This is a genomic window from Intestinimonas massiliensis (ex Afouda et al. 2020) (assembly GCF_001244995.1).
Lineage (GTDB): Bacteria > Bacillota > Clostridia > Oscillospirales > Oscillospiraceae > Intestinimonas > Intestinimonas massiliensis.
On record NZ_LN869529.1, the window covers coordinates 660,768 to 678,132 of the forward strand.

General features: G+C 60.9%; 15 protein-coding genes, 1 tRNA gene and 1 riboswitch. Of the genes, 7 read left to right on the plus strand and 9 right to left on the minus strand.

The window, feature by feature from the left end; translation table 11 throughout:
* Positions 1 to 58 precede the first annotated feature (58 nt).
* The 3 genes from BN2154_RS16010 (at position 59) to BN2154_RS07150 (ending at position 1,459) form a co-directional block, all read left to right on the plus strand.
* Positions 59 to 226, plus strand: coding sequence for a hypothetical protein (locus tag BN2154_RS16010; protein ID WP_195892321.1), 168 nt, complete (start codon positions 59 to 61; stop codon positions 224 to 226).
* Between the two features lie 153 nt (positions 227 to 379).
* Positions 380 to 456 (plus strand) — tRNA-Arg (locus BN2154_RS07145).
* 394 nt (positions 457 to 850) lie between these two features.
* Positions 851 to 1,459 (plus strand): VanZ family protein, encoded by a 609-nt coding sequence (locus tag BN2154_RS07150; protein ID WP_242853775.1) that lies wholly within the window; start codon positions 851 to 853, stop codon positions 1,457 to 1,459.
* Positions 1,460 to 1,750: 291 nt separating this feature from the next.
* Here the strand turns inward: BN2154_RS07150 and BN2154_RS07155 are convergent, their stop codons facing one another.
* The 5 genes from BN2154_RS07155 to BN2154_RS07175 all read right to left on the minus strand — a co-directional run bounded on the left by BN2154_RS07155 (position 1,751) and on the right by BN2154_RS07175 (position 7,360).
* A complete protein-coding gene (locus BN2154_RS07155; RefSeq protein ID WP_050618158.1) occupies positions 1,751 to 4,273 on the minus strand; it encodes a cation-translocating P-type ATPase in 2,523 nt (840 codons plus the stop codon).
* 122 nt (positions 4,274 to 4,395) lie between these two features.
* Positions 4,396 to 4,500, minus strand: a riboswitch (NiCo riboswitch).
* Between the two features lie 175 nt (positions 4,501 to 4,675).
* Positions 4,676 to 4,903, minus strand: a complete 228-nt coding sequence (locus BN2154_RS07160; protein ID WP_050618159.1) for a hypothetical protein — start codon at positions 4,901 to 4,903, stop codon at positions 4,676 to 4,678.
* Complete coding sequence (locus BN2154_RS16015) at positions 4,896 to 5,051, minus strand: hypothetical protein (RefSeq protein ID WP_050618160.1); 156 nt, start codon at positions 5,049 to 5,051, stop codon at positions 4,896 to 4,898. Before BN2154_RS16015 ends, BN2154_RS07160 begins: the two co-directional genes overlap by 8 nt.
* 266 nt (positions 5,052 to 5,317) lie before the next feature.
* Complete coding sequence (locus tag BN2154_RS07170) at positions 5,318 to 6,607, minus strand: glycosyl hydrolase family 18 protein (protein WP_050618161.1); 1,290 nt, start codon at positions 6,605 to 6,607, stop codon at positions 5,318 to 5,320.
* A 12-nt stretch (positions 6,608 to 6,619) separates the two neighbouring features.
* Positions 6,620 to 7,360, minus strand: a complete 741-nt coding sequence (locus BN2154_RS07175) for an N-acetylmuramoyl-L-alanine amidase (protein ID WP_050618162.1) — start codon at positions 7,358 to 7,360, stop codon at positions 6,620 to 6,622.
* 132 nt (positions 7,361 to 7,492) lie between these two features.
* On the opposite strand from BN2154_RS07175, the gene BN2154_RS07180 reads away from it, so the two are divergent.
* From BN2154_RS07180 to BN2154_RS07190, 3 genes are all read left to right on the plus strand, one after another.
* On the plus strand, positions 7,493 to 8,428 hold the full coding sequence (locus BN2154_RS07180; protein ID WP_050618163.1) for a DUF4349 domain-containing protein: 936 nt from the start codon (positions 7,493 to 7,495) through the stop codon (positions 8,426 to 8,428).
* A gap of 114 nt (positions 8,429 to 8,542) precedes the next feature.
* Complete coding sequence (locus BN2154_RS07185; protein WP_050618164.1) at positions 8,543 to 10,336, plus strand: FtsW/RodA/SpoVE family cell cycle protein; 1,794 nt, start codon at positions 8,543 to 8,545, stop codon at positions 10,334 to 10,336.
* Positions 10,333 to 11,706, plus strand: coding sequence for a penicillin-binding transpeptidase domain-containing protein (locus tag BN2154_RS07190; protein ID WP_050618165.1), 1,374 nt, complete (start codon positions 10,333 to 10,335; stop codon positions 11,704 to 11,706). Before BN2154_RS07185 ends, BN2154_RS07190 begins: the two co-directional genes overlap by 4 nt.
* Before the next feature lie 77 nt (positions 11,707 to 11,783).
* Here BN2154_RS07190 and BN2154_RS07195 read toward each other — a convergent pair whose 3' ends face one another.
* The gene (locus BN2154_RS07195) at positions 11,784 to 12,989 is read right to left on the minus strand and encodes an AfsR/SARP family transcriptional regulator (protein ID WP_050618166.1); all 1,206 of its coding nucleotides are present in this window, start codon (positions 12,987 to 12,989) and stop codon (positions 11,784 to 11,786) included.
* A gap of 239 nt (positions 12,990 to 13,228) precedes the next feature.
* Between BN2154_RS07195 and BN2154_RS07200 the strand changes: the two genes are divergently transcribed.
* On the plus strand, positions 13,229 to 13,666 hold the full coding sequence (locus BN2154_RS07200; protein WP_050618167.1) for a hypothetical protein: 438 nt from the start codon (positions 13,229 to 13,231) through the stop codon (positions 13,664 to 13,666).
* Between the two features lie 64 nt (positions 13,667 to 13,730).
* Here BN2154_RS07200 and BN2154_RS07205 read toward each other — a convergent pair whose 3' ends face one another.
* From BN2154_RS07205 to dinB, 3 genes are all read right to left on the minus strand, one after another.
* Complete coding sequence (locus tag BN2154_RS07205) at positions 13,731 to 14,921, minus strand: coenzyme F420-0:L-glutamate ligase (protein WP_050618168.1); 1,191 nt, start codon at positions 14,919 to 14,921, stop codon at positions 13,731 to 13,733.
* 88 nt (positions 14,922 to 15,009) lie between these two features.
* A complete protein-coding gene (locus BN2154_RS07210; protein WP_050618169.1) occupies positions 15,010 to 16,053 on the minus strand; it encodes an inorganic phosphate transporter in 1,044 nt (347 codons plus the stop codon).
* Positions 16,054 to 16,096: 43 nt separating this feature from the next.
* Entirely contained in the window at positions 16,097 to 17,350 is a 1,254-nt protein-coding gene (gene dinB / locus BN2154_RS07215; protein WP_050618170.1) for a DNA polymerase IV, read from the minus strand.
* Positions 17,351 to 17,365 lie beyond the last annotated feature (15 nt).

Sequence of the window (17,365 nt, forward strand, 5' to 3'; positions counted from 1 at the left end):
TAAGATGGAGTGAGGCCGCCAACGGCGGTCCGACATCTAAATCAGGAGGTACTTCATTATGGGGTTTAACGGTTGCGGTTGGGGCGGCGGCGGCTGCCTGTGGATCATCATCATCCTGATCGTCCTGTGCTGCTGCTGTGGCGGCGGAAACTGGGGCGGCTGTGGCTGCAACAATGGTTGTGGCTGCAATGGCGGCTGTGGCTGCAACAACGGTTGCGGCTGTTGATGATCTGACACATACCATAGCCAGATGGCGCGGGCGGGGCAATATTGCCCCGCCCCACATTGCGCAAAAAAAGAAAAATAACGCTTGCATTTTCCATTTTGATGTGCTAAAATAATCTAGCTGTCAGGGAGAGACAAGCCTGACAAGCGATTTGCGGCTGTAGCTCAGTTGGATAGAGTGACTGGCTACGAACCAGTAGGTCGGGGGTTCGAATCCCTTCAGCCGTACCACGTCGGAGTAAAGTATGCTTTGCTCCGACGTATTTTTATTCCTACGGAACAAAAGTACGTCATCCGTCCGCTCCCTTGCTCCTCTTTTCTGAATCGAAGGCCAGCGCAGCAGGTTGGATTCGGGTGGAGAAACGGAAATACCCGGAATGAAGCCGCCTGATAAACAATGATAATCCGAACTACATTCTCCAAGTTGGGGCGTGTGTTCGGATTTATCATTTCGATCGAGCGTATTATTCAAAGAGCAATGGAGGGGAATGTGAACCGCTCCCCGCCATTGCCTTTTTGCGCTGTTGATATATAATGTATAAGGTAAGTATACTAATGAATCCTGAAGTTTGACCGAGCATAAAAGGGGAGGATGGGACGCCCCATTATCTGGCGGCTGAGTTTGATGTTGATTAAACCGGTGGAAGGGAGAAAGATTGTACCAATGTACTTTCCAGACAATATGAACTTTCAATACTTCTTTTTCGCTACATACCCTGGCTATTTTTTGCAGGCGTTGCCGATCGCTCTAGTCGCTGGAATTATCTACGCAGTATATAAAAGAAAAAAACAGGGCGTTTCTTTGCAGGAAACGATTTTATCCTCGCTGTTTGTATGTTACATTACAGGGCTTCTATCTCTGACCTTGTTTAACCTTGTCATGAGCGATATTTACTATTTTCTGTTTTATCATATGCCCAGTGGGAGCAGTTATCATTGGTTTACTTTTGAATATGATTTTATTCCCGACTTTTATTTCGACTTCAGTTCGGAAAATGCCGGTAATATCCTGATGTTTCTTCCGTTTGGGGCTCTCTACCCATTATTTCACAGGAATAGTACATGGATACATACCATCCGAATGGGAATTGGAGTTTCCGTTGGGATTGAATTATTGCAACCGATTTTTGGCCGGAGTTTTGATATTAATGACATTATTTTAAATGGGTTTGGAGTTATTGTGTCCACAGGAGTCTTTTTCTTATTAAAAACGGTGTTCCATCAGAAGTCATAGCAGTGAATCTTTGTATGTGCGATCTGAAATCAGAAGCTTGAACACTGCATCGGTCATTCCATCACCAGAAAAGAGGATTTGGAGAGGGACCTGGATTCATAACTGCCATTTTTAATCGTTCCGGCAGTATATTGGCTTCGAGGGTCAGCCGCATGCCCTAGCCTGCGGTCCCAAAAGTGCTTCTCGTATTTTGTGGAGAAAAAACGCTTGCTGCGGCGCAGGGCCAAGCGGTGATCCTTTTTCTCCTCGGACTATACCCCAACTCCCGTATCCGGACAAATTCCCATCGGCTTATCTTTTGCGAAGCTTTGTGGCCAGCTTTACAAACTCATACCACAACACCGACGCAGCGGCAAGGCCAATCGCTGTAAATAACTGCGCGCCGGTGAGCGGGGCGAGCTTCAGATAGAGGGAAACCGGCGTGTACAGAATCACGGCCAGCAGCGTCAGCGTACCCAGATTGACTGCCCACATGACCGGGTCTTTGCTGAGCCGCCTCACGGAGCGGTAAGCGAAATCGTGGTCAGAGCTGTTGACCTGCACCAAAAACAAATTTGCCAGCATGATGATGGCAAGACCCATGGCGCGAGCCGCCGGGGCGTTGTCCGGATTGCCCGCCAGTGACGCAAAATAAGCGCCAAAGGACGCGGCGAATATAAAAATCCCCTGTAAAACGCTCTTGGCCAACAATTTTCCGGTCAGCAGTTTTTCCTTCGGGTCACGGGGCGTGCGAGCCATGATATCTTCTTCCGCAGGCTGACGCTCCAGAACAATGGAGCAGGTCGGGTCAATGAGCACCTCCAGCAGCACCACGTGAAGCGGCAACAGCAGCAGCGCCGCAGGCGCAATCCCCAGGAAGGGCGCCAGCAGGGAGGCCGCGGCAATGGGAATATGAATGGTGAACACATAGCCCACCGCTTTACGGATGTTGTCGTAGATCCGGCGTCCATCCCGGACGGTCTCCACAATGGTGGTAAAATTGTCGTCCAACAAGATCAGATCGGCGGCCTCGCGCGAAACCTCGCTGCCACGTTTTCCCATGGCAATACCAATGTCGGCATACTTCAGGGCCGGCGCGTCATTTACACCGTCACCGGTCATGGCGACGATCGCACCGTTTTCCTGAAAGGCTTTGACGATGCGCATCTTGTGCGCGGGAATGACGCGGGAGAAAATAGACGCGGTTTTCACTGCGACCCGCAGTTCCTCGTCAGACATGGCCTCCAGTGCCTCGCCGGTAATGATATTGTCGCTTCCGGGAACTCCGATTTTTTGGGCAATAGCGGAGGCGGTGATCCCGTTGTCTCCGGTGATCATGACCACACGAATTCCTGCGCGGTTGCAGACGGCAATGTCGTTCTTGACACTTTCGCGGGGAGGATCGGCAAGCCCCACCAGGCCAAGCAGTGTCAAACGGCAGTCGGTGATGGCGGCGGGGATTGCAGCTTCATTTTCTGGATGGGCGGCGGCAATGGCAATCACGCGCAATCCCTGAGAGGAAAGCGCTTGCATCTGTTCTTCCGCGGCACACCGCGCCTTGTCCGTCAAAGAGCAGAGGGTCAAAATACGTTCCGGGCTGCCTTTGGCGGCAACGACCAGTCTGCCGCCCTTGCGCCAGACGTGTCCCATCATTTTCCGCTCATTGGTAAAGGGATACTCGCGCACAAACTCATTGCTAAACAGGCTCTCTCTGGAAATGCCGTGCGCCTCGCAGCAGCGGAGCATCGCTTTTTCCATGGGGTCGTAGGCGTCGGTTTCACAGCCAAGTCCCATCGTCTCAACGAGCACCTGCTCTGTGCCATCTGCCACCCAAATTTCCTGTACGGTCATTTGGTTCTTGGTAATGGTGCCGGTCTTATCCACGCAGAGGACGGAGACGGCCCCCAGCGTCTCCACACTGGGCAGCTTGCGCACCAGCGAGTTTTTCTTTGCCAGCCGCCACGCGCCCATGGAGAGGAACACCGTAAGGATGACCGGAAATTCTTCCGGAATCATGGCCATTGCAAGCGTCACGCCGGAAAGGATGCTTTCAATCAGACGGTCGGAAAATGGATGATCGGGAATATTGAACCAGGTAAATACGGCCACCAGCGCAAACAGCACGCCTGCTAAGATGGCACAGGTTTTCACCAGCTTGCCGGTCTGCTTTTGCAGCGGGGTATCCGCCTGCGGCGCGGTGGCCACGCCAAGACCGATTTTTCCGTATTCGGTCTGCGCGCCAATTTGATCCACCTGAACGACAGCGGTGCCCTGCGTAACCAGGGTACCGGCATAACAGTAATCCTTGCGCCAGTAATCCGTTGTGGGTTCAGTGCTTCCCGTGGGCGTTTTCCAGACGCCCTCCACTTCGCCGGTGAGAGAGGATTCATCCACGCACAGGTCGGCGCAGCGCAGCACTACGCCGTCTGCCGGAATCTTGACGCCCTCACAGATCATCATCAGGTCGCCCGGAACCAGGTCGGCGCTGGCGATCCGTTGTTCCTTCCCGTCGCGGATGACAGTGATCTGCGGCGCGGATAGATCCTTCAGCGCATGGAGCGTTTGGTCGGTTTTCCACTCCTGGATCACATCAATGCTGATGATGCCCACCACGAAGATGAGCATGATCGCGCCGTCCCTGGGCTCGCCCAGAATAAAATAGATAATGGCGGCGGCAATGAGCAGCAAAAACATAGGCTCACAGAGAATATGAAATATTTTCTGGAAAAAGGTTTCCTTCTTCTGTGGCGACAGCTCGTTTTTACCGTATATGTCCTGCAATCGCTTTGCTTCGGCAGAGGTTAGCCCTGCCACGTTCGGTTGGCTGACTGTCATAAAAGAATCCTCCGTTTCCCGCTGCCATCTGGCAATGCGGTGTCATGATTTCTCCTATGGCACTCCATTTGAGGTCGGCTGTTCCATAAATAGGTATAAAATAGCACACCTATGGAACATACAACTGTCCCACAGATGTGCATAAAAGGAAATGCAATCTGCTGCCGCAGATAAAGCGGCCCGGCCCCACGCCCGCTTCCGGGCATCGCCTGCTCAGTTTGTACTGGTGATCTCGCATCCCGGCAGAACCGGAATGTAATGCAGTGCAAAGAGATTACGTTCCATTATATGTGAGAAGACGTGGAATGTCAACCGTTGGGTGTGCCGGGCAGTAATAGGACCCATGACAAGGTCCCGAAAGCTGTGCAGAAGGCGCTGCCGGTCGGCAGCGCCTTCTACATTTCAGTCTGCGTCCAGCGGGTCCAAGGCCGCGTTGGAGGGGATGGCGGGCTCCGGAAGCTGCTTGTAGAGCACATCGTTTACATGGGAGAGCATCCGCTGCTGGTAGTCCTGGATATCGTCCAGGGAGCGAAAACTGGTGTTGCTCTTTTCCAGCGCAATCTGAGCATCCAACGGCAGCGCGTTGAAATAGGCGATGGCCTCCGGGGAGAGAAGCGCGCGGTCAAGCATGGCCTTCGCCCTCTGCTACGATGCGCTCCAGGACGGCCATCAGGTCGTTCATGTTTTCCAGCTTGACGTCCATGGAGAGAATGTGGTTTTTCAGGTCAATGGGCATGGACTCGAACTGGGCACGGATCTTGGGAGATACTGTGGACATTGGAATCACCTCGCGCCTAGTATGAGCCAAAACGGGCAAAAAAAAACGCCGGCGACCCAAAATGTCGTCCGGCGGAACTTCTTGGTCTGCCTCCCCGGAAGAGCCATTGCCCTTCCGGGGAGCACAGCGGTGTTGCAAAGAGAGAGAGGGAGGAGGTTGGAATTGGTATTAGGTCTTTGCAAGTATAGAATATCATACTGAAAAGGGAATTGATGGACAGTTTTATAACGTGCTGTGAACTTTTTATGAACGACAATATTTTCCTTTTAGACGGGGTCCTGAATGTGGAACAGACTGTCCAGCACCAGCCAGTTTTGGGCAAAGGGGCGCATGAGATTCCAGTATCCGGCTCCGGACAGGCCGTATTCCGGGATGAGGGACAGCTTGGCGGCGATGCTCCTGGCGTCTTCAAACCAGACCTCATGTGCCGTACCCCTCTCGTCCATGTAGCGGAACCAGGGCGCCTGGGCGGTCTCATCGTATTGGATGGCCACACCATAACGCCGGGCCAGGCTGACGGCATACTGGGGGGAGATGGAGGTGGCCCGAGTCTCCCCCTGGCGGAAGGGCAGCGGCCAGTCATAGCCGTAGGCCGGGATGCCCAGCCAGATTTGACCGGCGGGGAGCTCCGTCAGGGCGTACTCCACCACCGAGCGCACATTGGGCAGCGGTGCTACCGCCATGGGCGGGCCGTATGTATAGCCCCACTCATAGGTCATTAAAAAGACGCGGTCGGCGGCGGCCCCCAGGGCGCGGTAGTCGTGGCCCTCATAGAGCAGACCGGGCTGGTCGGCCGAGGTTTTGGGGGCCAGCGCCACCACCACGGGGTAGCCGCGCGGATTCAGCCGCTCCCGCAGGCGGCGGATGAAGGAAGCATAGGCCGCCGCATCCTGGGGGAAAACAAATTCGAAATCCACGTCCAGACCGCTGTAGCCCTTGGTCTCCAGCGTGTTGAGTACATTGTCGATCAGGACGCCCTGGACGTCCTGGTCGTTGAGGACCAGACTGGCCAGCTCGTTGGAAAAGCTGCCCTCGTCGGTGAGGGTGGACAAGTGCATCAGAGCTCCGGTCCCCACATTGCGGGCCGCGGTGAGGAGCGCCTGGTCCTCCAGCGGCACCAGCGCGCCGTCCGGCTGGATGCCATAGGTAAAGGGCGTGATATAGGTGAGGAAGGGAAGGGTACGCCGCAGCAGGCCCGGATCAATAAAGGGGTAGGCATAGCCGTTGACCGCAATGGGGGGGTATTTTGCGCTGTCACCCTGATAGCTGAGGACCACGGTCTGGCCGGAATAGAGGGTGGGGGAGCCCTCCAGGACGGTGTTGTTGCGGTAGAGCTGGCGGACCGGTACGCCGCTGGCCCGAGCCACGGAATAGAGCGTATCGCCGGACCGGGCGGTGTAGACCTGGTCGGGGAAACGGAGGACCAGCGTCTGCCCCACCACCAGCTCGTAGGGGGGAAAAAGCCGGTTTTCGCTGGCAATCCGCTCCGCAGACAGCCCGGATCGCTGGGCGATGGCATTCAGAGTGTCGCCTGCCTGTACGACATAGATCTCCATGGGAGCCTCCCGTCAGACCAGGGTGACGTAGTCTGAGCTGGCATACCCCACCACGCCGTCAAACCGGACCAGATACCAGCCCTGCCACTGGTTGATGACGGTGAGCCGGGCGCCGTCGTAAGCGCGGGCCACGATGGGGGCGGTGGTGGAGGGCCTGGAGCGGATGTTCAGCGAGCCCCAATTTACATCCACCACGGCGGGACGGGCGGGGCGGGGCTCCAGGAAGGGGATGCCGAAGTACTGGCACAGAGAGCTCACGATGTTCCGGGCGATGGCGTTCAGATTGTTCTTGACCCAGGCCGCGTCGTCGGGATTGTCGTGATATCCCAGCTCAATGAAGACCGAGGGCGCCCGGACCCGCCGGACCTCACCGATGGCGGTGGTGGGCTCCGCCCGGACCCGGTCGGGGAGCGGATAAATGTTTTTCAGATTTTCAGCCACGATCTCCGCCGCTCGCCGCCCCTCGGTGCTGCCGGGATAGTAAAAGACAATGATGCCGCGGATCTGGCCGTAGAGGCCCTCCGGAGCGGCATTGGAGTGGAGCGCCAGGTGCAGGTCGTAGTTGCCCTCGTTGGAAGCGCGGATGGCGGCGGCGGCGGTCATTTCGGGCGTGTTGCGGACGTACTGGATGCCGGAGGCGTCCAGATAGGGGACCATGGCGTCCGCCAGCCGGTTCATCCACTCCTCTTCGGTGCCGCCGCTGACGTAAAAGTTGTTCTCCTGGGTGGAAGGAGAGAGATAAATGATAGGCATGGGGATTCCTCCTTTGGTGGTATCCCATCCTATGCGCCCCAAGCGGGTTTGGAACCTTTTGCCGGTGAACCTCGTCTAAAGGGCATAACACAGCCCCATTCCTTCGCGCAACGGATGAAAGTGAGGTGCCCAATGAAAGGAAAAACAATCCTGCCGCTCGCACTCCTGCTCGCCGCGGTGCTCACCGCCTGCTCCGGCGGGAACAGCGCCACCATGGCCGCCGCTCCCTCGGCGGCGGCGGAATACAAGGGAGAGATGGACCGCCCGGAAGAACCGGCCCCTGACATGGCTCTGAGCACAACGCTCCGGGCCGCAGGCGTCTACGAGGACGCCAAGCTCATCCAAAGGGCCGATTACGAAGTGCAGACCACGGACTACCCGGCGGCCGAAACGGCGCTGGAAGCTCTGGTGGAGCGCTGCGGCGGCTACTTTGAGTATCAGGAGACCAGCGGAGGGGGCTATTACGAGAGCGCCGCCCGCCGCTGGGGCAGCTTTACCATTCGGGTCCCCAAAGAGCAGTATGATGCCTTTACGGGCTCGGTGGGCGAGGTGGGACATGTGGTGAGCCAGTCCGGCAGCGCAGAAGATGTGGGACAGAACTATTCCGACATCGAACTGCGCCTGCAAACCCAGAGGACCAAGCAGGAGCGGCTGCTGGCCCTGTTGGAGAAGGCGGCGACTATGGAAGATATCATCTCCCTGGAAAACGCCCTGTCCGAGACCGAGTATCAGATCGAGCAGTATACCTCTGATTTGAAGCGCTACGACTCCCTCATTGATTTTGCGACCATTGAGCTCCGGCTGACCGAGGTGGCCCGGATCAGCGACGAGCCCGGCGAGGTGGCGCCGCTGGGAGCTCGGGTCGCCTCTGCTTTTGGCGAGGGTCTGCATTCCTTTGGCGACGGGCTGGGAAATTTGGCCGTCTGGCTGGCCTATCATGCGGTGGGTGTCACGGCGCTCCTGGCCGTTTTAATGGGGGCGGGGCTGGCCGTCCGGAGGCGGCTTCGGAAGCGCGGCGCGGTCCATGCGCCGCCCGACGCCCAGACAGAGGAAACAGAGGGCCGGTAGAGGCAGGGGGATGGGTCTGCGACCCGTCCCCCCTTGTTATCTGAGGGAAATGTGATATAATGACTGCCCTGAGGACCTGCTCGTCCCCGACTCTGAAAGGGAGGGATTTACCCGATGGAACAGCTCCTATCCGCGCCGCAGGCCCTGATGGACCGGCTTGCGGCTCTGCTGGAGGCGTATCCCCTGGCAACGGCCTGGTACACGGCGGCGGCGCGGTTCGTTTTCCCTGTTCTGGCTCTGCTCATTCTGGCCCGCACCATCCGCTCCCTGGTCACGGTGCCCCATGTACCGGAGGTCTGGGCTTATTTGTCCCTGCCCAACGGGGCGGACGAGCCGCTGACCCATTGGGAGAATATCATTGGCCGCTCCGGATTTTCAGACGTGGTGCTCAACTACCCCACCGTCTCCCGCCAGCACGCCGCTCTGATCCGGGGGGAGGACCGGAATTGGACCCTCTATGACCTGGATTCCAAGGGGGGCGTGGCGGTCAACGGCAGGGAGGTGGCGGGGCAGGCCGCCGTCCAGTACGGCGACGTGCTCTCGTTGGGCGGCGTGGAGACGGTGCTGCTGGCGGTCTCCCCGGAGGAGGAGCAGGAGCGCCGGTCCCGGCGGCGGGCGGAGCGGCCGGTGTCCCCCTGGCTGGGGTTGGTGCTGCTGACTCTGTTTCAGGTCATGACCGCCGTCCAACTGGTCATCGCGGCGGGGGAGCGCGCCTCCGCCGCCATCCCCATGACCTTTTTGTGCCTGAGCCTGGCCATGTGGGCTTACTGCCTCACCCTGCGGGCCCTGCGGCGCATCGGCTTTGAAATGGAGACCGTGGCCTTTTTCCTCTCCACCCTCTCTCTGGCCGTCACGGCCTCCTCGGCCCCCTCGTCCCTGCCCAAACAGTTTTTGGCCGTCCTGCTGGGGCTGCTGCTCTTCCTGGTGCTGGGGGTCTTCCTGCGGGACCTGGAGCGGGCCAAAAAGATCCGCTGGCTCATGGCGGCGGCGGCCATCGGCCTGCTGGGCGTCACGCTGCTGCTGGGAACGGGCAAATACGGGGCGAAAAACTGGATCGTCCTGGGGCCGCTGTCCCTCCAGCCCTCGGAGCTGGCCAAGATCTGTTACATCTTTGCCGGATCGGCCACCCTGGACCGCCTGTTCCGGAAACGGAACCTGGGGCTGTTCATCGTCCTGACCGGGGCCTGCATGGGCGGTCTGGCCCTGATGAGCGATTTCGGCACCGCCGCCGTGTTTTTTGTCACCTTCCTGGTCATTGCCTATCTGCGCTCCGGCGACTGGGCCACCCTGGGCCTCATCACCGGGGCCTGCATGGGCGGGGCCGCCGTGGTGGTCACCATCAAGCCCTACATCCTCCAGCGGTTCGCCACCTGGGGCCACGCCTGGTCCGACGCCTCCGGCGGCGGCTACCAGCAGACCCGGGCCATGTCGGCGGCCGCCTCCGGCGGACTGGTGGGCGTGGGGGCGGGGAAGGGCTGGCTCCACCGGGTCCCGGCGGCGGATACCGATCTGGTATTCGGGATGTTGGCGGAGGAGTGGGGACTGGTCATCGCGGCGCTGGCCGTCCTGTCCATCGTCACCCTGGCGGTCTTTGCCGTCCGGGCCTGCCGGGCGGGCCGGTCCAGCTTTTACACCATCGCCGCCTGCGCCGCCGCCTCCCTGATGGTGTTTCAGACCTGCCTCAACGTCTTCGGGTCGGTGGATCTGCTGCCCTTCACGGGTGTGACCTTCCCCTTTGTCTCCAACGGCGGCTCTGCCATGGTGGCCTCCTGGGGGCTGCTGGCCTTTCTCAAGGCCACGGACACCCGGCAGAATGCCAGCTTTGCCATACGCCTGCCCTCCAGAAGGGCCCGCAAGGCCCCGGAGCGGCAGACGCCTGATTCGGCGGAGCAGGAGGGGACGGCATGAAGCGCATCGAAAGACGGGCGGGGCTGTGTCTGCTTCTGGCGGCGGCCCTGGTGCTGGGCCTGGGGATCTTTACCTTCCGGGAGCTCCGCAGCGGGGGGGCCTGGGCGGCCTCGGCCTTCAATCGACACATCTACAACAGCAAGGGCCAGCTTGCGGTGGGGCGGGTGCTGGACCGGGACGGGGATCTGCTCTCCTGGGTGGACGCGGAGGGGAACCGGGCCTATTACGCCAACCCCACCGTCCGCAAGGCCACCCTCCACGCGGTGGGGGACGCCCAGGGAAAGATCGGCACCGGGGCGCTGGTGGCCTTCGGCGACAAGCTGTCCGGCTACAATCTCCTTACCGGCGCTTACAGCCCCTTTGGAGAGGGGAACGATCTGTATCTGACCCTGGACGCCCACCTCAACTATGTGGCCTATCATGCCCTCAACGGACGGAAGGGGGCGGTGGGGGTCTACAACTATAAGACAGGGGAGATCCTCTGCATGGTCTCCAACCCCTCCTATGACCCGGCAGACCCGCCGGAGATCCAGGAGGGGGACGAGCGCTATGAGGGCGTGTATCTGAACCGCTTCCTCTCCGGCACCTTCGTGCCCGGCTCGGTGTTCAAAACGGTCACCCTGGCTGCGGCCGTTGAGCACATGCCCGACCTGATGAGCCGGACCTTTACCTGCACCGGCTCTACCCTGGTGGGCGGGGAGGCGGTGACCTGTCCCGGCGCTCACGGGGAGCTGGATATCTACGGAGCGCTGGCCAGCTCCTGCAATGGGGTGTTTGCCCAACTGGCGGCGGAGCTGGGCCCGGAGGTGATGGAAGCCTACACCCGGAAGGCGGGACTCACCGGGAGCTACCGCATCAATGGACTGTCCACGGCCAAGGGGAGGTTCCAGTTTTCCGGAGCTACGGCAAATCAGCTCGGCTGGGCGGGAGTGGGGCAGTACAACGACCTGGTGAATCCCTGCGCCCTGATGGTGTATATGGGCGCCATCGCCAGCGGCGGGAAGGCCGCCGTCCCCCAACTCATTCTTCAGACGGTGACGCCGCTGGATTTCCGGGTGTCCCTGTATGTCCGGCACCGGACCGGGCGGCTGGTGGAGGCGGACACGGCGGAGCTGCTGGCCGACATGATGGCACGGAACGTCGCCGAGACCTATGGCAGCGGCCGGTTCCCCAACATGGACCTCTGCGCCAAGTCCGGCACTGGCGAGGTGGGAGGCGGGAAGGCGCCCAACGCCTGGTTTGCCGGGTTCCTACGCAATGAGGACGCCCCCTATGCCTTCGTGGTGCTGGTGGAAAACGGCGGCAGCGGCGCGGAGGCCGCAGGCGGCGTGGCGGCCAAGGTGCTGAATGCCCTGGTCAACGGCGATTAAAGACGGCGGAAGAAATCCGAACGCCCCCCGGCTTTGCCGGGGGGCGTTCGGATTTCGAGCAGGATACTTCGCCCGCATCACATCAGAGGCATAAGGGGCAGGACGCTGTACTGGAGCAGGACGCGCATTTGGGGGTAGATCCGCCGGAAGCTGGTGACCAGACGATCCAGGACCTTTCCTCCGTTTTCGTAGCTGGCGCAGGGAAGCAGGAGCAGATACTGGGTGGCGCTGAAGCGGGTATAGGCATCCCCCTGACGGAGGCCGGAATGGATGACCTCCCGTACGCGGCCCATGCTGACGCCGATCTGCCGGGTTGTGAGGGGTTTTCCACGGGCGTCCAGCACTGAGAGCATGGCAAGCTGCACCACCTGCCCGGTGCGGGCGGCAGTGCGGGCCGACAGACGGTACACATCCTGAAAGATGGCGTATTCGCAGTAGTAGGGGCCCGGGTTCGGCCGGACCTCGCAGAGGGTCTCCCGGACTACGCGGAGGTCCATCTCCACGCTTTGGGTGGACCGGACCAGCTCACGGTAGAGCGCGGTCAGCTCCGCCGAGGGACTGGCGCCAAGCTGTTCCATAAAAAGTTGGGTGACATAGCGGTAGTGCTGGATAGCGGTCTGCTGCGCGCCAGTGGCGATCATGGCCTGCATGAGGTGCAGGTGCGTCCCTTCGTCATAGGGGTCCACCAGGATGGCACGGCGGCACAGGTCCACCGTTTCGGCATAGCGGTCCTCAGCGTCCAGAAGCCCGGCGGCCTCGGTACAGAGCTTGAGGAACTTGGCATGATAGTACACCCGCAGGGAGACAGCCCAGGGCTCGTGGGAAGCCTTTGGGAGGAAATCTCCCCGGTACAGGGCGGCGGCGGCCAGCATGTGCCCCAGCCGATCCGGTCCCGGCCGGGCGGCGGCCTCGCAGAGCGATTCGAACTGCTCGGTATCTACGGTGATGTCCAGGTCATGGTTCCAACGGTAAGTACCCCGCCGGTAGAGGAGGATCTCCTTCCCATTTTCAAAGCCCAGGGCCTCCACGGTATGTCTGGCCCGGTGGAGAAGGGTTTTTAGCGTGTTGACCGGATTGTCGATGTCCGAATCCCCCCACAGCACGTCGATGATCTCGTCTTGGGAGACCACCTTGGAGCGGAAAGCAATGAGATACTCCAAAAAGGTCCACAGCTTTTTGGAGGAACTGGATTGGTCCGTCACCACAAGGGCCTCGCCCGCCACGCGGCGGGTCATGGTAAAGCTTCCGAACATAGAGATGTGCAGCGTATCTGCCGTGCCCACGGGACCACCTCCTTCCAAACCAATCTGCACCGCACGATAGCGGAGCAACGCAGACACAGCCGGGCGTGGGTCGCTTTCCAGCAGCAGCGTCTGAAATCCCACATAAATTCTAACACAGTAAGAGTCCCGAGGCAAGGCATGTCCCCAAAAATGTGCAGTTGTAACCAAAGGAGAACCGCCGGATGCTATACTAAGGATGCCAATTGTGAAGACAATGAGGAAACGGAAGGTGGTCTCAAATGACCCAGGGTCAGAGCCGGTTTGTTCCCTATGAGATGAAGCGCAGCTTGATTCGGGTGTACTCCTATCGTAACAAGGAGATACGGGGGACGCTGCAGAATCCCTATTTTGAAGAAGAGCCGTATTTTGACAACCTGACTCAGCTCCTGATCCGGATGGAGGGGCTGCTCGATGCGCTGGATTTCCCGCAGCGCAGCATGGAGGGCCGTGCGTTCGATCAGCCGGAGCAGAGGGTGGCGGCCGGGGCCCCCCGACCGGCGCCGGAGGCGCTGGGGGAGCAGAAGCCCCTTGCCACGTTCCAGTTGAGCGTTTTGTTTCGGCAGAACGCCAGTTGGCAGGGCAGCCTGACGTGGCTGGAGCGGGCGGAGGAGGCCCGATTCCGCAGCGTTTTAGAGCTGGTTGGCCTACTGGACAGCGCGCTGGCCGCCTGGGAGTGAGAGGGAACGTGAACAAAGGCTCCGGGTCCTGTAGGACCCGGAGCCTTTTCGTTTGCAGACTTGTTTATTTGGTATAGTTGTCAAAGTAGCCCTGGACCAGCACGATGGGAGTGCCCTTGTCGCCGCTGCCGGAGGTCAGGTCGCACAGGGAACCGATCAGGTCGGTGAGCCGCCGGGGCGTAGTGCCCTGAGAGACCATCTGGCCGGTGAGGTCGCTGTCCTTGTGGCGGATATAATCGGAGATCGCCTCCTTGAGGGCGTCGCCGGAGAGGTCGGCAAAGTCATTGTCGGCCAGATACTTGAGCTTCACCTCGTTGGGCTGGCCCTCCAGACCGGAGGTGTATGCGGGGGAGACTACCGGGTCGGCCAACTCCCAGATCTTGCCCACCGGGTCCTTAAATGCGCCGTCGCCGTAGACCATGACCTCCACGTGCTTGCCGGTCTTGGCCTGGACGCCCTTCTGAATCCGCTCCACCACGGGCTGGCAGTTGCGGGGAAACAGCTTGACCTTGTCCTCGGTGGCCTTATTGCTGCCCAGCAGGCCGTAGCGCTCGTTATAGCCGCTGCCGTTCACGCTGGCGGTCATCAGCTCGTCCAGACCGAGCACCAGCTCGGCCCCCGCTTTTTTCAGCAGCCGCTTGGAGCGCTCACGGGTGTGGATGTCGCAGCACAGCACATGCTTGGCGTAGGGGAGAATAGCCCGGCAGTCGTTGGCCAGCACCACCTCTACCTCGCAGCCGCAGCCGGTGATGAGTTCCTTGTAATATTCGATATAGTCCACTCCGGTAAAGACGTGCTTGGTATAGCCGAAGAGCTCCCGGTACCTGGCCTCGGACAGCACGTCCCGGTAGGGGTCCACGCCCTTTTCGTCCACCAGGTCCATGTCGATCAGGTGATTGCCCACCTCGTCGGAGGGGTAGGAGAGCATCAGCACGATCTTTTTCGCGCCCATGGCGATGCCCCGCAGGCAGATGGCAAAACGGTTGCGGCTGAGGATGGGGAAGACCACGCCCACCGTGTGGCCGCCAAATTTGGCCTTTACATCGGCGGCGATCTGCTCCACCGTGGCATAGTTGCCCTGAGCCCGGGCCACCACGGCCTCGGTCACGGCGATGACATCCTTGTCATACAGCTCGAAGGGGGTCTGCTGGGCGGCGGCGACCACGCTGTCCACCACGATCTGGGCGATGTCGTCGCCCTCCCGGATGATGGGCGCACGGATGCCCCGGGACACGGTACCGACTAATCTTTCCATGACTTTGCCTCCAATGGTAAAAATCAATTACACAATATTATAGCGCGAAATTGAAGGCAATGGAAGAGGAAAGTGCAAAAAAGGGCGGTTACCGCAGCCAGAGCAGAAAACGGGCGGCACAGAAGCCGATGAGGCCGCAGCCGGGAAAGGTAAACAGCCAGGTGATGAGAATGGAGCGGGCCACCCGTCGGTCCACGGAGGTCCGGTCCTCGGCCGCCCCAACGCCCAGAATGGCCGCGGTTTTGGCGTGAGTGGTGGAGACCGGAAGGCCCAGCAGCGTGCACAGCAGCAGGCAGAGGGCTCCGGCCAGGTCGGCGGAGAAGCCCTGCCGGGGCCCCAGAGGGACCATGTCGCGCCCCACAGTGTCGATGATGCGCCGGCCGCCGATGGAGGTGCCGGCGGCCATGCACAGGGCGCACAGCACCATGAGCCACAGGGGGATAAGGAAAGTCTCGGTGTCCCGGCGGCCCTGGGCCAGAGCGGCGGAGAGCAGAAAGACCCCCATGAATTTCTGCCCGTCCTGTGCCCCGTGGAGAAAGGCCATGGCGGCGGCGCCCGGTACCTGAAGCCGCCGGAACAGGCGGTCGGTACTGTGCCCGAGGGGGAACAGCCGCCGGACCAGCCCCGCGCAGCGCCGTCCCAGGAGAAAGCCCAGGCCCACAGAGAGGAGCAGCCCCAGAAGCACTTTTGCCCAGGCGGCCGGCTGAACGTTGGACAGGCCGCCCTGAAGGGCCGCGGCGGCCCCGGTGACGCCCGCCACCAGCGCGTGGCTCTCGCTGGTGGGAATGCCAAACCGCCAGGCCGCCGTAGCCCACAGGACGATGGCCAGCAGGGCGGCGCACAGGGCGGTGAGGGCATCGCCGGTGTCCGGGCCGAAGTCGGCGATGGTGTAGATGGTCTCGGCCACCGAGGCGTTGAGGCACGTCATGCACACCACCCCCAGCAGGTTGCACACGGCGGCCAGCCGGACCGCACGCCGGAAGGGGAGGGCCCCGGTAGAGACGGCGGTGGCGATGGCGTTGGGCGCGTCGGTCCACCCGTTGACCAGGATGACAGCCAGGGTCAGGACCGATGCGGTCAGCAGTCCGGGGTCGGAGAGCCGGGACAGGTAGGCAAAAAAGGAAACGGTCAAATCGGACACCCCCTCCCACAATGTACGAGGGAGGGGGCGGAGGTTATTCCAGCTTTCGGCCGCCGGGAGGAATGGACCCGGCGTGGTCGGCGGGGCGGTCGATGTCCTCACCCACCACAGCGGCGGGGACGATGGCGCCCTTGCCGAACTTGCCGCGGATTCCGTCCACGGCGCGTTCCAACTGTTCCCGGCGCTCCCGCCGGGGGGCGGTCTGGGCCAGGAAGAGATCCATCTGCTCCGCCGCCTGGTCCTCGGGGACCAGATTCTGCCCGGTGATGGCCAGCAGGCGGATGGGGGCGTTCATATTCCAGGATTCCCGGATGAGCTCCATTGCGGCGCGGCTCAGCTCGGTGGAGGTGCAGATGGGGATATCCAGCCGTTTTTGGCGACAGATGTTCCGGAAATCGGGGTCCCGTATGGTCACCTGTACGGTGGCGCAGCGCATGGCGTGCTTGCGCAGCCGGGCGGCCACACTGTCGGAGAGCAGGGCCACCCCGGTGCGGATGTCCTCCGGGCCCACCAGATTCCGGCGGAAAGTGATGGAGTTGCCGATGGATTTGGGAGGCGGCAGCGCCCTGGCGGGGACCACGGGGCTGTGCTCCAGTCCGGCGGCGTAGTCATAAAGCTGCCCGCCCATCTTCCCGAGCAGCTCTGTCAGCGGCTCCCGGCCAAAGGCGGCCAGATCCCCGATGGTCCGGACGCCATACTGGCCCAGGACCTGGGAGGAGGCCCGCCCCACGAAGAGCAGATCGGTCACCGGCAGAGGCCACACCTTGTCACGAAAGTTCTCTCGGGTGATGACGGTGGTGGCGTCCGGCTTTTTCAGGTCGCTGCCCAGCTTGGCAAAGACCTTGTTGAAGGATACCCCCACCGAGATGGTGAGCCCCGTCTCCTCGCGCACCTCCCGGCGCAGCCGGTCGGCAATGGCCTTGCCGTCCCCGCCGAAGAGGTGCATGGAGCCGGTGATATCCAGCCAGCTTTCGTCGATGCTGAAGGGCTCCACCAGATCGGTGTACCGCTCGTAGATGGCGTTGATGACCCTGGACCAGTGCCGGTACTTGTCGTGGTGTGCGGGCAGAAGCACCAGGTCCGGGCACTTGCGGCGGGCCTGCCAGATGGTCTCTGCCGTCTTGACCTGAAATTTTTTGGCCGCCTCGTTTTTGGCCAGGATGATGCCGTGGCGGCTCTCCGGATCGCCGCACACCGCCACCGGCGCCGACCGGAGTTCGGGCCGCTCCAGCAGCTCCACCGAGGCGTAAAAGCTGTTCAGATCGCAGTGTAAGATCGTGCGCTCCACATCGGTCACCTCCTG